The sequence below is a fragment of the Arthrobacter sp. A5 genome, from assembly GCF_051131705.1.
GTDB lineage: Bacteria > Actinomycetota > Actinomycetes > Actinomycetales > Micrococcaceae > Arthrobacter_M.
On the sequence record NZ_CP180316.1, the window covers coordinates 3,513,709 to 3,527,810 of the forward strand.

Sequence of the window (14,102 nt, forward strand, 5' to 3'; positions counted from 1 at the left end):
ACCCATGCACCTAGGTTTTCAGCCGAACAGGTAAGGCTGCTTCTTCATAGCGTTGAACGGGGACGAGCTTTGGCCTGTGGGTGGCTTCTGCGATGCTCACTGGGTACACCCCCGCGCTGCGCGAGTCCAAGGGCTGTGGCGCGGGATTCGATGCCGGCGTGGGCCGCGATCATGGGAGCGAGGATGTCTGCTATTCCGCCAAGTCGGGGGCGCTCAAATGCATCGAGTCCCTTGTGGGAGTGGGCTTCGGTCATGCCTCGAGCACAAATCCTTCCGCCACAACGATAACAGGGGCTCTCCCCCGGTGCCGGAGGGAATTGACCCACTCGCATATCTGAGCGATCGAGCGGGGATGCTCTGGAATGAGGATTGCGTGTGCACCGGCAGCCATGCCGGCATGAAGCGCGATCCAGCCAGCGTTGCGGCCCATGACTTCCACAACGATGCAGCGCTGGTGAGATTCCGCCGTTGTGTGAATGCGGTCCACCGCTTCCCTGGCGATCTCCACACGCCTACCACGGGCAGTCCCGCTTCCGCGAGCCTCCGGGCTGCCGTTAGGGTGCCCTCTCCACCGACTGCGAGGATCGCGTCGATACGGTTCTCTTTGATCACCCGCGAGATATTCTCTGGGCCTCCGCGGGGTCCCTCGAATGGGTTGGTCCGAGATGAGCCAAAAATCGTGCCTCCCTGCTTGGATAAACCCCGGACACTAGTCCGGTCAAGGTGCATGAGACCGGCGTTGACGACTCCTCGCCAACCGTACTTGAAGCCAACGAACTCGTTGCCTGGGACGCGGCTGCTCTTCAGTGCTGCTCCCCGGATGACCGCGTTCAGCCCTGGACAGTCACCGCCCGAGGTGAGAATGCCAATCCTCATCTGATCCCTTACCTCTCTGGGTGCATAGAACGCCGGCAGGGTTGAGCCCCTACTCTCGGCCTGCCACAATCCACTCCCTTTTTGACGAGCCCGCGCCGAACCGCTTAGTGAAGCGCCAGTTACTCGGCAACCTCGCCGGTAGCCTCGTAGCTGGCGATCTTTCCGATGCGGCGCACGTGGCGCTCGGCGTTGCTAAATGGTTCCGCCAGGAATGCCTTGATCAGTTCGGTGGCCTCCTTAACGGTGTGCTGGCGCCCGCCGACTGCGACAACGTTGGCGTTGTTGTGTTGACGGGCCAGTTTGGCGGTGTCGAGGTTCCAGGCTAGGGCCGCGCGCACGCCTTTGACCTTGTTCGCGGAGATCTGCTCGCCGTTACCCGAGCCGCCCAGCACTATCCCGAGGGCGTCAACGCCCGCGGCCTGGTCGGCCACCACGGCCAGGGCGGCGTTGATGCAGAATGCCGGGTAGTCGTCCTCGGCGTCGTAGGCCTTGGGCCCGTGGTCTACCATCTCGTAGCCGCTGGCGGACAGTGCGGTGATGAGGTGGGAGCTAAGTTCCAGGCCGGCGTGGTCGGTTGCGATGTGAACGCGCATGAGTGGGTCTTTCAGGCTAATTGGGGCGGGGTGCGGTGTTGTTGGGGTTGAAGGCGAGTTGGCCGTTTGCGCGTAGTGACTCGATGGCGTCCGCGGGTGACGGCTTGCCGTACACGGCCGATCCGGCCACGAAGACGTTGGCGCCGGCCTCAGCGGCGCGGGTGATGGTTTCCTCCGTGATGCCGCCGTCGACCTGGATGGCGACGTCCACCCCGGAACCTTCGATCGCCGCGCGGGCGCGCCGGATCTTGGGCAGCATGACGTCCAGGAATGCCTGGCCGCCGAAGCCCGGCTCGACGGTCATGATCAACAGCATGTCCAGTTCGGGGAGGATGTCCAGGTATGGTTCCACCGGGGTGGCCGGGCGCAGTGCCATGCCTGCTTTGGCCCCGCGCGCGCGAAGTTCGCGGGCGAGTTTGATGGGGGCGTCGGACGCCTCGACGTGGAAGGTCACCGAGCTCAGGCCGGCGTCGGCGAACTGGGGCGCCCACCGGTCCACATTGGAAATCATCAGGTGGGCGTCCAGCGGCACGGGGCTGACCTTTTGCAGCCGTTCCACGACGGGCAGGCCGATGGTCAGGTTCGGTACGAAGTGATTGTCCATGACATCCACGTGCACGGCGTCGGCGTTGCTGATGCGGGCCAGCTCGGCTTCGAGGTTGACGAAGTCGGCCGAGAGGATGCTGGGGTTGATACAGCACTTCAGGGGTGAAACGGACATGGTGTCTGCCTTTCGGTAACAGTCAGAGCCTGGGGCTCGGGACTCTCGGCCCGGACCGGCGGCCTGGGCCGGCGCCTGCGGCCCGTTGATTCCGGTAAGGAGTGATTCCGGTACCGGGGCGTGGAGGCCCCCCGAAGAGGGGTCTCCACGCTGCCGGACGGTTGGCGGTTAGCCTGCCTGGCGGGGTTAGGAAGCTTTCCGTGCGGTGGTGAGGGCGCCATCGACGTCGGCGAGCAGTTCCTTCCAGCTGGCCACGAACTTGTCCAGGCCTTCGGATTCGAGCTGGGCGACGACGTCGTCGTAGGAGACACCGAGTGCTTCGAGGGCGGTGAGCACGCTGTGTGCTTCCTCGTAGGTGCCGGTGATGGTGTCACCGGTGACTACGCCGTGGTCGAAGGTGGCGTCGAGGGTCTTCTCCGGCATGGTGTTGACGATGTCGGCGGCGACTAGCTCGGTGACGTAGAGGGTGTCGGGGTAGGCCGGGTCCTTCACGCCGGTGGAAGCCCACAGCGGGCGCTGCGGGCGGGCGCCGGCTTCGGCCAGGACTGCCCAGCGCTCGGTGGAGAAGAGCTCTTCGTAGACCTGGTAGGCGAGGCGTGCGTTGGCGACGCCGGCCTTGCCCTTGAGTGCCGTGGCTTCGTCGGTGCCGATGGCGTCCAGGCGCTTGTCGATCTCGGTGTCCACGCGGGAGACAAAGAACGACGCGACGGAGTGGATCGTGGAGAGGTCGTGGCCGTTGTCCCTGGCCAGTTTCAGACCCGCTTGGAAGGCGTTGATGACTGCGCGGTAGCGTTCCAGGGAGAAGATCAGGGTCACGTTGACGCTGATGCCTTCGCTCAGGGTTGCCGTGATGGCCGGGAGGCCTTCGAGCGTTGCCGGGATCTTGATGTGGACGTTGTCGCGGTTGACCTTCTTGTAAAGGTGCTTCGCTTCGGCGACCGTGCCGGCGGTGTCCCAAGCGAGGCGGGGGTCGACCTCGATGGAAACGCGGCCGTCGACGCCCTTGGTTGCCGCGGCGATGGGGGCGAAGAGGTCGCAGGCGTCGGCGACGTCGGTGGTGGTGATCTCGAAGATCGTCTCTTCGATGGAGGCACCGGCAGCGGCCTGGGCCGCGATGATGGCGTCGTAGTCCGTGCCGGAGGTGATCGCGGCGTGGAAGATGCTGGGGTTCGTGGTGACACCAACGACGTTCTTCTGGTCGATGAGCTTCTGCAGGGTGCCGGTCTTGAGGCGGCCGCGGGAGAGGTCGTCCAGCCAGATGGACACACCGGCGTCGGAAAGCTGTGCGGTGGGTGTTGCGTTGGTCATGGCTTCTGCTTCTTCCTTCGAAAATGATGACAGTTCGCGGTGCAGGTGCAGGTGGGAATTAGTTGCCTGCGGCGGCGATGGAGTCCTTGGCGGCGGCAGCGACTGCTTCTGCGGTGATGCCGAACTCCTGGAACAGGCGCTTGTAGTCTGCCGAGGCCCCGAAGTGCTCAAGGCTGACGGAACGGCCGGCGTCGCCGACGAATTCCTTCCAGCCCAGGGCCAGTCCGGCCTCGACGGACACGCGGGCCTTGACCGCTGCCGGCAGGACTGCCTCGCGGTAGGCGGCGTCCTGCTTGTTGAACCACTCGACACACGGCATGGAGATGACGCGGGTGGCGATGCCTTCGGCCTGCAATGCTTCGCGGGCCTGGACGGCGAGCTGGACCTCGGAACCGGTGCCGATCAGGATGACCTGGGCGTCCACGGTCTTGCCGTCCTTGGATGCCTCGGCCAGCACGTAGCCGCCCCTGGCCACACCGGCGGTGGAAGCGAACGTGTCACCCTCGGCTGTGCCCTCGCCGCGGGCGAAGGTGGGGACGTTCTGACGGGTCAGCACGATGCCTGCCGGGTTCTCGTGGTTCTCCAATATGGTCTTCCACGCTGTGCCAACCTCGTTGGAGTCGCCGGGGCGGACGACGTCCAGGCCCGGGATCGCACGCAGGGTGGAGAGCTGTTCCACCGGCTGGTGGGTGGGGCCGTCTTCGCCCAGGCCGATCGAGTCGTGCGACCACACATAGATGGACGGGACGCCCATCAGGGCTCCGAGGCGGATGGCGGGCTTCTGGTAGTCGCTGAAGATCAGGAACGTGCCGGAGAACGCGCGGGTGCGGCCGTGCAGCGAGATGCCGTTCACGATCGACGCGGCGGCGTGCTCGCGGATGCCGAAGTGCAGGACGCGGCCGTACGGGTTGCCCTTCCACGTTTCCGTGGAACGGGAGGCCGGGATGAACGACGGCGATCCTTCGATGGTGGTGTTGTTCGACTCCGCCAGATCCGCGGAACCGCCCCACAGTTCCGGCATGACCGGGCCGATCGCGTTCAGGACCTTGCCGGACGCGGCGCGGGTCGAGACGTCCTTGCCGGCTTCGAACACGGGCAAAGCGCTCTCCAGTTCCGCGGGGAGCTGCTTGGCTTCGATCCGTTCGAGCAGGGCAGCGCCCTCGGGGTTGGCTGCCTGCCAGGCGTTGAAGGACTCGTCCCATTCCTTGCGGGCAGCCGCGCCGCGGTCCACCACCTGGCGGGCGTGGGCCAGCACGTCCTGGTCCACTTCGAAGGATTTCTCGGGGTCGAAGCCCAGCACTTCCTTCAGGGCCGCGACTTCCTCCGCGCCCAGGGCTGAACCGTGGATCTTGCCGGTGTTCTGCTTCTTCGGGGCGGGGTAGCCGATGATGGTGCGCAGCGAGATGATGGAGGGCTTGGAGGTCTCGGCCTTCGCAGCCAGGAGTGCGGAGTAGAGCTCCTGGACGTCTTCGACGTATTCGCCCGTCTTGGTCCAGTCCACGCGCTGGGTGTGCCAGCCGTAGGACTCGTAGCGCGCCAGGACGTCCTCGGTGAAGGAGATGTCGGTGTCGTCCTCGATGGAGATGTGGTTCTCATCGTAGACCACCACGAGGTTGCCCAGTTCCTGGTGCCCGGCCAGGGAGGAAGCCTCGGAGGTCACGCCTTCCTGGAGATCGCCATCGGAGGCAATGACCCAGATGGTGTGGTCGAACGGGGACTCGCCGGCCGGAGCATCGGCGTCGAACAGGCCACGCATCCGGCGCTGGGAGTAGGCGAAACCGACCGAGGAGGCCAGGCCCTGGCCCAGCGGGCCCGTGGTGATTTCCACACCGGCGGTGTGCTTGTATTCCGGGTGGCCCGGGGTCAGCGAACCCCAGGTGCGCAGAGCCTCAAGGTCCTTCAGTTCCAGGCCGTAGCCGGAGAGGAACAGCTGGATATACAGGGTCAGCGAGGAGTGCCCGGGTGACAGGATGAAACGGTCACGTCCCAGCCAGTCCGGGTTCTTCGGGTCGTGGCGCATCAGCTTCTGGAAGAGAAGGTACGCGGCCGGGGCCAGGCTCATGGCCGTGCCCGGGTGGCCGTTGCCGACCTTTTCGACGGCGTCCGCGGCCAAAACGCGGATTGTGTCCACGGCGCGCCGGTCCTCGGCCGTCCAGTTGAGTGTTGCTGATTCAGTACCTGTGGTGCTGTCTACGGCACTCGTCGCATTTGCGGTCGGCTTCACGATTGGTCCCCTTCGGTTCGGTCATCGGCCCTGTAACGGCCGAACGGATGATTCTGGTTGATATCCATGATCCCGAAACAAACGGGTAGGGGTAACACTGTTTTCTGACGGTTCTGACTACACTTAAGGACTGGCCAGACATTCCCGCCCCCGGTAGACTACCCAGATGAGCGCAGCCACCGACCAGCCACTGAAAGAATCCACCAAGCCCCTTCCAGACCTGCCGTGGCCGCTCTTGCAGGAGGTGGCAGCATTGGCCGATGCCCCCCTGACCCAGATCGCGGAGCGACTACGTGATGCCACGCTCCCCTACCTGGAAAGCAGCGCGCTGGTCATCTTCACCGAAGACTGCACGGGGCGCCCGCAGAAGAAGGCTGGCGAGGAAGAAATCATTTCCCGGGTCTCCATCGCCGAGCTTGACACGCTTCGCGCTGCCCTTTCGGATGAGACACCCTGGTTCGGGGAAGCCGAGCTCGCCGGCCGGCCCCGCCCCGTACTCGCCCTCAAACACGCCCCCAGCCACGCCCTCCTCGTCCTCACGGATCCGCACCCGGCCGATCCAGGGCACAACGCCGGGCTGGACCTGGTGACGTATCTGTGGCGCATTGCTGCCCGGCGGATCCAGGAGAAAGTAGCCGACGCGCCGCCGTCATACCTGCTGGAATCACGGGCAGCCTCAGCTGAACGCGTCCGCGTGACGGCGGAACTGACCGATCTGCACTCCACGACCCTGGAGACCCTCCTGGCAGCCCTGCGCTCAACCTCCTTGGACAATGCAACAGCCCGCTCCACCGTCACCGACCTCACCGCCAAAGCCTTGATCGGGCTCCGCACCCTCAGCGACCGCACGACGGACCTGGTGGAAGAGCCCGTCGCCACAGCCTTCGAACGCCTGCGGGAGGACCTGCGACCACTCACGCGCTTCAGCGGCATTGAGGTCGAGTTCATCAAACCACCCCTAAATGGAAGGGCCCTGCCCGGCGAAGTTGCCCACGCCGCACGGGCCGTCGTCCGCGGACTTGTACTGGCCATGATGGAACAACCCGACGTCAGCAGAATCCGGACGCAGTGGGACTGCGACGGCGAAAACCTGCTGATCAACGTACGCGACGACGGCGGCGGCACACTCGCCGCCGACGCCCCGAGCATCAGCCGCCTGGACCGCCGGGTCCAAGCGCTCACCGGACACCTGCAGATCGACGTGATGCCCGGCTGGGGTGCAGACGTCCTCGTCACACTCCCCCTGGACCCGCCGACACGCCCGGCCCGGGGGGATATCGCCGGATGGAACCTTGCCGCCCGCGAACTCGAAGTGCTCCAACACCTAGCCGCCGGACAACGCAACCGCACCATCGCCTCAACACTGGGCATCAGCGAGAACACGGTCAAGTTCCATGTACGGAACCTCTTCAAGAAGCTCGACGTCAGCTCCCGCACCGAGGCCATCGCCCTGGCACACAACCACGGACTCCGATGACGCTGTAACGACCCGGCGGCACCGGGACAATCCGTGCCCCGTCGAGGCACGACGGTACAATGAGCAGCGCACCCCGGGACGAAGTGGGTCATCCCTACGGCGCTGCTCGCTGGTCCCGTAGGTCAGGATTCAGGCATCTGGACCACCAGCAGCCACATCCGCAGCGCCTTGCGGAACGCCGCCGACGGGTCGATGGCGTTGATCTGCAGGTCCGGACGCCGGGCCGACGGCAGGCGGAGAGTCAATCTTCGACGCTCTTGTGGTCCCGGCTGTCGATGATGCCGAGGACCTGGCCGGTGTCCGGATCCACGATTGTGGGCATCAGCGGCATCGGTCGGGGTCCGTGCTTTCGATTCCGGGTCCTGGGGGGTAGGGCACGGAACGGAGCGGTGTTGTGTTGTGTTCCTTTAGGTGGTGATCAGTGACAAATGGTCCTGTTTTTGTCCTGGTTCCGCGGTGCCGGTCGATGGCTGGTGGCTTTCGTGGTCCGCGCTGGATGTTCCAAGGCTACGAACGGTTTCGCCGAAGACTTCGTCGGGGTCGAGGCGGCGGAGTTCTTCGGCGAGGCAGTCTTTGAGGCTGCGGCGTGGCAGGGAGATCCGTTGGGCGGGTTGGCCGGGCTGGGTGAGTTCGGCGATGGTGTGGCCGGGCCTGACGAGTTGGATGTCGCCGCTGCGGCGGTGGAGGCGGACCCGCCGGATCCCGGTCCCGGCGGGGTCCGCGAGGATGGTGACGGGCACGTCTAGGGCCAGGGTGAGCCAGGCCGCGAGGAGTGCGGTGGAGGGTGAGTCGGTGGCGCCCTCGACGTCCACGGCCGTGACGGGGGCGTCGTCGGCCTGGTCCAGGACGGCGGCGAGCTGGATCCGCCAGTTCGTCAGCCGGGTCCAGGCCAGGTCCGTGTCGCCGGCTTTGTAGGTGGCGCGGATGTTCTCGAGCGCGGCGACCGGGTCTGTTTCATTGGCCGAGTCGGTGATCCGGCGGTGTGCGATCCGTCCGATGGAGGTCTGCCCGGCGTTTGCCGGGGCCCCGTGCGGCCACCACGCGACAATCGGCGCGTCCGGCAGGAGCAGGGCCGCGACGAGGGACTCGCTTTCGGCGGCGAGTTCCCCGGAGCCGCGGAGCACGATCACTTCGGAGGCGCCGGCGTCCCCGCCGACCCGGATCTGGGCGTCCAGGCGGGTGGGCGCGTCCGCGCCGGCGTCCGCGAGGACGATGATCCGGCAGGGATGCTCGCGGCTGGCCTCGTTCGCGGCCTCGATCGCGTCTTCCTCGAGCCCGGAGCGGGTGATGATGACCAGGGTCAGGACCCGGCCCAGGGCGGTCACACCGCCCTGGGCGCGCAGGGCCGTGATCTTCCTGGAGATCTTCGAAGTTGTTGTATTGGGCAGATCTACGATCATGGCCTTCTCCAGGTTCGTCCGTCACGGGCCAGCAGTTCATCAGCCGAAGCCGGGCCGCCGCGGATCCCGGAGCGGATTACGCCCAGACCACACACGAATCAAGGTAAGTAACAGACATCGTTGCCTTCCATTTTTCGACCGGTCACGGCCCGGCAGCGCCGCCGTCGACCGACGCTCACGAGAGTGTCTGCTCCCAGGTCTGCCCAAAGGGGACCGTGTCCTGAACTCGAGCGTGTACCGGCCAGGTTCATGGCGGGTGACCAGGATGCCGGTACACCGTTGGGTCATCACCACCTGCCGGAGCACGACCTCTGCATCGTCGAGCAACTCGTTAAGTTGACCAGGCTTGGTAACGAGGACTTCCAAATGCTCGATGGTCTGACTACGCATGATGAACAGCTTCCCTCCCAGGGATTTGAGTCCCCAACGTGCCAACCCCTCATCGTTGGGGTGAGCTGTGTCCTAGATCGAATACAGCGTGACGGGATCACCACGAACCAACAGATGACGGCAGCCTGTGCCGTTCTCGATGACCCATATCAGTCGGCCGTCGTCAGCGCGCTCATCAACATAAGCTGCGTAGCAGAACGAATCGATGGACCAGACTTCAACGCATTCCCCGTGCTGAAGGGAAGCCCACGCCCGGACAGGCTCCTGGTCGGGGAATCTGCGACTTCCCCTGAACGGTCCCATTGTTTGTTGACTCATGTCTTAGTTCTTCCGACGAACCGGTAGTGCCCGCGGTGACGTCTCTGCGCCGGGGCCCAGACAAGGAATTCCACGACCGCGGGCCCCTGAAGTTACAGGGCTACACCCCGGAGGTGGCGTCCCGCGGCTTTTAAAGGTGCGGGACGCCACCGTCAATCGGAGGGCTAGGAGATGGCGTCGCGGAGCTGCTTGGCTGCCAAGGCAGGGTCGGCTGCGCTGTAGATGGAGCCGCCAACGACGGCGACATCGGCCCCGGCACGCTGGACGGCTTCGATGGTGCTCAAGCTCACGCCGCCGGCCACGGAGAACGGAACGCGGGCTTCTTCTCCGGCCCTGAGCAACCCGCTCAAGTCGTGACCGGGCTTGGCCTGCTCGTCCAGACCAGCGTGCATCTCCACGAACTTCGCCCCCAGCGCGCGGGCTTCCTTGGCGCGGGTGACCTTGTCTGCCACACCGATGAGGTCCACGACGATGCCCTTATTGTGGGCCTTGGCCGCTTTGACGCCACCGGCGATGGTGGAGTCATCGGCGCTGCCAAGTATGGAGACCAGGTCGGCGCCGGCCTTGAAGGCGATGTCAGCCTCAAGCTCTCCAGCATCCATGGTCTTCATATCAGCAAAGACGATCTTGTCCGGGTGCGCGTTCTTGACAGCGGTGACGGCGGAGAGCCCGGCCGCCTTGATCAACGGGGTACCGAGTTCGATGATGTCGACGTACTCAGCGACCTGACCGGCCAGTTTGAGGGCGTCTTCGACGGTCAGGAGGTCCATAGCAACTTGGAGTTTCATGATGTTGTTTCTTTCTGTAGGGAACTGCGGTGGATATGGAAAGTGGAGGCCTCGATTATTCGAGGTTGGCGTGCCTGAGCCAAAGCTGTTCGGCCTGTTCATCGGCGTTGTCCCACAACGACTGGAAGATGGCCTCGGTGGCGAGGAAAAGCACCTGTTCGAAGAGGGACCCGGAGTACTGACGGGAAACGCTGGAGCCGTGGTCGGTCTTCTGGGCGGCAGGAATAATCACCAGCGCGTCGGCGAGACCAGCAAGCGGAGAATCCGGGTTGGTGGTGAACGCGGCAATCCGCGCCCCGGCCTTCGCCGCGGTTTCCGCCGAATTAACCACTCCCGAAGTCGTCCCCGACCCGGAAGCCACCAAAAGCAGGTCACCGGAACTGATCGCAGGAGTAGTGGTATCACCGGCAACATGGACAGTCAGGCCCAGGTGCATCAGCCGCATGGCCGCCATCCGCAGGACCAGCCCGCTCCGGCCCGCACCAGCAACGAACACCCGACCCGTCTGCCCGAGGTGGCCTGCCAGGCCGGCCATCTCCTGCTCATCAATCTGGGCCGCCGTGTCCGCGATCTCGTCCCTGACGAGGGACAGATTACGGACAATGTCATCTGCGGTACTGTGCACGGTAGGCGTCGCTTCTGCGGTCGGCTTCACGATTGGTCCCCTTCGGTTCGGTCATCGGCCCTGTAACGGCCGAACGGATGATTCTGGTTGATATCCATGATCCCGAAACAAACGGGTAGGGGTAACACTGTTTTCTGACGGTTCTGACTACACTTAAGGACTGGCCAGACATTCCCGCCCCCGGTAGACTACCCAGATGAGCGCAGCCACCGACCAGCCACTGAAAGAATCCACCAAGCCCCTTCCAGACCTGCCGTGGCCGCTCTTGCAGGAGGTGGCAGCATTGGCCGATGCCCCCCTGACCCAGATCGCGGAGCGACTACGTGATGCCACGCTCCCCTACCTGGAAAGCAGCGCGCTGGTCATCTTCACCGAAGACTGCACGGGGCGCCCGCAGAAGAAGGCTGGCGAGGAAGAAATCATTTCCCGGGTCTCCATCGCCGAGCTTGACACGCTTCGCGCTGCCCTTTCGGATGAGACACCCTGGTTCGGGGAAGCCGAGCTCGCCGGCCGGCCCCGCCCCGTACTCGCCCTCAAACACGCCCCCAGCCACGCCCTCCTCGTCCTCACGGATCCGCACCCGGCCGATCCAGGGCACAACGCCGGGCTGGACCTGGTGACGTATCTGTGGCGCATTGCTGCCCGGCGGATCCAGGAGAAAGTAGCCGACGCGCCGCCGTCATACCTGCTGGAATCACGGGCAGCCTCAGCTGAACGCGTCCGCGTGACGGCGGAACTGACCGATCTGCACTCCACGACCCTGGAGACCCTCCTGGCAGCCCTGCGCTCAACCTCCTTGGACAATGCAACAGCCCGCTCCACCGTCACCGACCTCACCGCCAAAGCCTTGATCGGGCTCCGCACCCTCAGCGACCGCACGACGGACCTGGTGGAAGAGCCCGTCGCCACAGCCTTCGAACGCCTGCGGGAGGACCTGCGACCACTCACGCGCTTCAGCGGCATTGAGGTCGAGTTCATCAAACCACCCCTAAATGGAAGGGCCCTGCCCGGCGAAGTTGCCCACGCCGCACGGGCCGTCGTCCGCGGACTTGTACTGGCCATGATGGAACAACCCGACGTCAGCAGAATCCGGACGCAGTGGGACTGCGACGGCGAAAACCTGCTGATCAACGTACGCGACGACGGCGGCGGCACACTCGCCGCCGACGCCCCGAGCATCAGCCGCCTGGACCGCCGGGTCCAAGCGCTCACCGGACACCTGCAGATCGACGTGATGCCCGGCTGGGGTGCAGACGTCCTCGTCACACTCCCCCTGGACCCGCCGACACGCCCGGCCCGGGGGGATATCGCCGGATGGAACCTTGCCGCCCGCGAACTCGAAGTGCTCCAACACCTAGCCGCCGGACAACGCAACCGCACCATCGCCTCAACACTGGGCATCAGCGAGAACACGGTCAAGTTCCATGTACGGAACCTCTTCAAGAAGCTCGACGTCAGCTCCCGCACCGAGGCCATCGCCCTGGCACACAACCACGGACTCCGATGACAGTGCAACGGCCCGGCGGCACCGGGACAATCCGTGCCCCGACGAGACACCGGGCAATAGCCACGAGGCCGTGACCGATCATGGCCAGCACACCCGGGACGAAGCGGGTCATCCCTACGGCGCTGATCGCTGGTCCCGTAGGTCAGGATTCAGGCATCGGGACCATCAGTCGCGTGACAGACAAGGTAGAAATCGTCTAGAGGCAATGAATCTTCCAGTACCTGTCTCATAGCACTCGGGCTGGAAGACGGACCAGATAGCGTCGGCGGGACCAAGCGCTCTGTCAGTCGAAGATTCCTGCCTCGGGTATGACATGCGGCAGGACCAACACGGGTCCTGTCCATTGGCGTTACGACCAAAACGGCGCTTGTTGGAAATAGGAAGGAGTGGTAGGAGCGACCGGTCCACCCCCGTTCAGCTGGCTGTGCCACCTCAAGGTTATCGCGAATGGCTTCGTGTCCCGAGCAGGGCACCATAAGTTTCGATGCAGCCTCGTTCAGTGCCGCCGGTGCCTGGCGGTTCTTGTGGCCGGAATGGTGCATGTAGGGGTCTAACCCGCAGCGGAAAAACAGGCTCCAACTCGACACCAAGAAGAAACGGCGTCAACCGCAACAGACAAAAAATATTCGCCTACCATCACCTCAACGACAGGGGCGGGAGCCAGCCACGGCCGCATTTTCAACCCCCACGGCGCGACAGCGTCACCACACCGCTGAAAATGACAAATTCTGTAGCGACCCGGACCAGATCCTCGAAATCGGTGTTGAACCGGGACTCTGCCCGGGCAAACGGTACGCCTTGGACCACCACACCGCGCGTGGGGCACCGCAGCCGACGCAGGAGCATCCGCAGGATCATCGGCCCCCCCCCGGAGACATCCAGATGCCGCCAGGAGGATTCGCTCCACCGGGTGTCATAGCCCGCCACCGTGTTGAACCCGCAGTGCGGGCACCCGAGGCGCTTGCGGGCCTTCAACGCCACGGTGACAGTCACCGGGGCGCCCGGTGTAACATCCACATCCGTCACCCTGACTCCGGGGCAGATCCAGGCCGCGGTTGAGTAGAGTGGTAGCACTCATGGGTAACTCCGGAACGATCAAGGCTGTGTGAGAACTTCCAAACCTACCGGGTTGCCCATGCTTTCCCTCCTACCACAGAAATCCTGACGCACACTTCTGTCAGGAGAGCCGAAGGTTAATAGTTATGTCGTGGATCATTCTTGTGGCATCTGGTGTTCTGGAAGCTGTTTGGGCCACTGCCCTGGGCAAGTCCGAGGGCTTCAGCAAACTGGGGCCGACCATAGTTTTTGCCGTCGCCATCCTGATGAGCATGGCTGGCCTGGCCGTGGCCATGCGCGAAATCCCCACCGGAACGGCCTATGCCGTATGGGTGGGCATCGGGGCCGCGATCACCGTCAGCTACGCCATGATCTTTGGCGGCGAGGCCGGCTCAGTGATCAAGGTGTTGCTCATTTTCGGGCTGGTGGGCTGCGTGATCGGCCTGAAGATGGTCGATCAAAGCCACTGACCGCCGGGCCAGTCCCGAAGCCTTTACCCCAGCTCCACACGCTCAGGGGTCGGCTCGTCCAGGCTCCGCGCGCCCAGCATAGGCTCGGTCACCTTTGCAAGGGGCAGCGAATGCTGAGGGCTCATCCGTTCAGCCGACGTACGTGACGATCTACCCGGTGGCCTAACCGAAAGGGTAGTTTAAACCGTCCCGATGAGCGTTTCCCCTGACTGCAAATGTCAGGACGATGGATGATAGGCCCATCTTTGGAGGAGGAGAAGTGAATTTGACCGCCATGACCAAACCCTTCCCATTGACGATTGAAGGTTCAATCGCTGCTTAATCGAGCCGCGGCCATCACCACCAGCCC

12 protein-coding genes and 1 pseudogene are annotated in these 14,102 nt (G+C 64.4%); 3 read left to right on the forward strand and 10 right to left on the reverse strand.

Translation table 11 applies throughout. From position 1 onward, the window contains the following. Positions 1-86: 86 nt before the first annotated feature. The 5 genes and pseudogenes from ACLLJI_RS16575 to tkt form a co-directional block, all read right to left on the reverse strand. Positions 87-876: pseudogene (locus tag ACLLJI_RS16575) on the reverse strand (6-phosphofructokinase); the annotation flags it as partial. A gap of 119 nt (positions 877-995) precedes the next feature. Next, positions 996-1,469 carry a ribose-5-phosphate isomerase gene (locus ACLLJI_RS16580; RefSeq protein ID WP_434614518.1) on the reverse strand — a complete coding sequence of 158 codons (474 nt, stop codon included), beginning with the start codon at positions 1,467-1,469 and terminating at the stop codon, positions 996-998. A 16-nt stretch (positions 1,470-1,485) separates the two neighbouring features. Continuing rightward, positions 1,486-2,190 carry a ribulose-phosphate 3-epimerase gene (gene rpe, locus ACLLJI_RS16585; RefSeq protein ID WP_283562421.1) on the reverse strand — a complete coding sequence of 235 codons (705 nt, stop codon included), beginning with the start codon at positions 2,188-2,190 and terminating at the stop codon, positions 1,486-1,488. Between the two features lie 186 nt (positions 2,191-2,376). Next, positions 2,377-3,498, reverse strand: coding sequence for a transaldolase (gene tal / locus ACLLJI_RS16590; protein ID WP_434614523.1), 1,122 nt, complete (start codon positions 3,496-3,498; stop codon positions 2,377-2,379). 58 nt (positions 3,499-3,556) lie between these two features. Next, complete coding sequence (gene tkt / locus ACLLJI_RS16595; protein WP_434614526.1) at positions 3,557-5,722, reverse strand: transketolase; 2,166 nt, start codon at positions 5,720-5,722, stop codon at positions 3,557-3,559. Between the two features lie 166 nt (positions 5,723-5,888). On the opposite strand from tkt, the gene ACLLJI_RS16600 reads away from it, so the two are divergent. Beyond that, positions 5,889-7,199: a LuxR C-terminal-related transcriptional regulator gene (locus ACLLJI_RS16600; RefSeq protein WP_434614529.1), complete on the forward strand. Its 1,311-nt coding sequence runs from the start codon at positions 5,889-5,891 to the stop codon at positions 7,197-7,199. A 122-nt stretch (positions 7,200-7,321) separates the two neighbouring features. Here ACLLJI_RS16600 and ACLLJI_RS16605 read toward each other — a convergent pair whose 3' ends face one another. The 4 genes from ACLLJI_RS16605 to hxlB form a co-directional block, all read right to left on the reverse strand. After that, entirely contained in the window at positions 7,322-7,444 is a 123-nt protein-coding gene (locus ACLLJI_RS16605) for a hypothetical protein (RefSeq protein WP_434614532.1), read from the reverse strand. Positions 7,445-7,606: 162 nt separating this feature from the next. After that, the gene (locus ACLLJI_RS16610; RefSeq protein WP_434614535.1) at positions 7,607-8,599 is read right to left on the reverse strand and encodes a glucose-6-phosphate dehydrogenase assembly protein OpcA; all 993 of its coding nucleotides are present in this window, start codon (positions 8,597-8,599) and stop codon (positions 7,607-7,609) included. An 872-nt stretch (positions 8,600-9,471) separates the two neighbouring features. Further along, the gene (gene hxlA / locus ACLLJI_RS16615; protein ID WP_434614537.1) at positions 9,472-10,095 is read right to left on the reverse strand and encodes a 3-hexulose-6-phosphate synthase; all 624 of its coding nucleotides are present in this window, start codon (positions 10,093-10,095) and stop codon (positions 9,472-9,474) included. 55 nt (positions 10,096-10,150) lie between these two features. Next, the gene (gene hxlB / locus ACLLJI_RS16620; protein WP_434614540.1) at positions 10,151-10,750 is read right to left on the reverse strand and encodes a 6-phospho-3-hexuloisomerase; all 600 of its coding nucleotides are present in this window, start codon (positions 10,748-10,750) and stop codon (positions 10,151-10,153) included. 166 nt (positions 10,751-10,916) lie between these two features. On the opposite strand from hxlB, the gene ACLLJI_RS16625 reads away from it, so the two are divergent. Beyond that, complete coding sequence (locus tag ACLLJI_RS16625) at positions 10,917-12,227, forward strand: LuxR C-terminal-related transcriptional regulator (RefSeq protein WP_434614529.1); 1,311 nt, start codon at positions 10,917-10,919, stop codon at positions 12,225-12,227. A 678-nt stretch (positions 12,228-12,905) separates the two neighbouring features. On the opposite strand, the gene ACLLJI_RS16630 is transcribed toward ACLLJI_RS16625, so the two are convergent. Further along, entirely contained in the window at positions 12,906-13,244 is a 339-nt protein-coding gene (locus ACLLJI_RS16630; protein ID WP_434614543.1) for a transposase family protein, read from the reverse strand. Positions 13,245-13,429: 185 nt separating this feature from the next. On the opposite strand from ACLLJI_RS16630, the gene ACLLJI_RS16635 reads away from it, so the two are divergent. Then, positions 13,430-13,753, forward strand: coding sequence for a DMT family transporter (locus tag ACLLJI_RS16635; protein ID WP_434614546.1), 324 nt, complete (start codon positions 13,430-13,432; stop codon positions 13,751-13,753). Positions 13,754-14,102 lie beyond the last annotated feature (349 nt).

Bases quoted from the DNA above. Each gene is read 5' to 3' on its own strand.
- ACLLJI_RS16580 (WP_434614518.1), bottom strand. From the start codon at position 1,469: ATGCGCGTTCACATCGCAACCGACCACGCCGGCCTGGAACTTAGCTCC.
- rpe (WP_283562421.1), bottom strand. From the start codon at position 2,190: ATGTCCGTTTCACCCCTGAAGTGCTGTATCAACCCCAGCATCCTCTCG.
- tal (WP_434614523.1), bottom strand. From the start codon at position 3,498: ATGACCAACGCAACACCCACCGCACAGCTTTCCGACGCCGGTGTGTCC.
- ACLLJI_RS16600 (WP_434614529.1), top strand. From the start codon at position 5,889: ATGAGCGCAGCCACCGACCAGCCACTGAAAGAATCCACCAAGCCCCTT.
- ACLLJI_RS16610 (WP_434614535.1), bottom strand. From the start codon at position 8,599: ATGATCGTAGATCTGCCCAATACAACAACTTCGAAGATCTCCAGGAAG.
- hxlA (WP_434614537.1), bottom strand. From the start codon at position 10,095: ATGAAACTCCAAGTTGCTATGGACCTCCTGACCGTCGAAGACGCCCTC.
- ACLLJI_RS16625 (WP_434614529.1), top strand. From the start codon at position 10,917: ATGAGCGCAGCCACCGACCAGCCACTGAAAGAATCCACCAAGCCCCTT.
- ACLLJI_RS16635 (WP_434614546.1), top strand. From the start codon at position 13,430: ATGTCGTGGATCATTCTTGTGGCATCTGGTGTTCTGGAAGCTGTTTGG.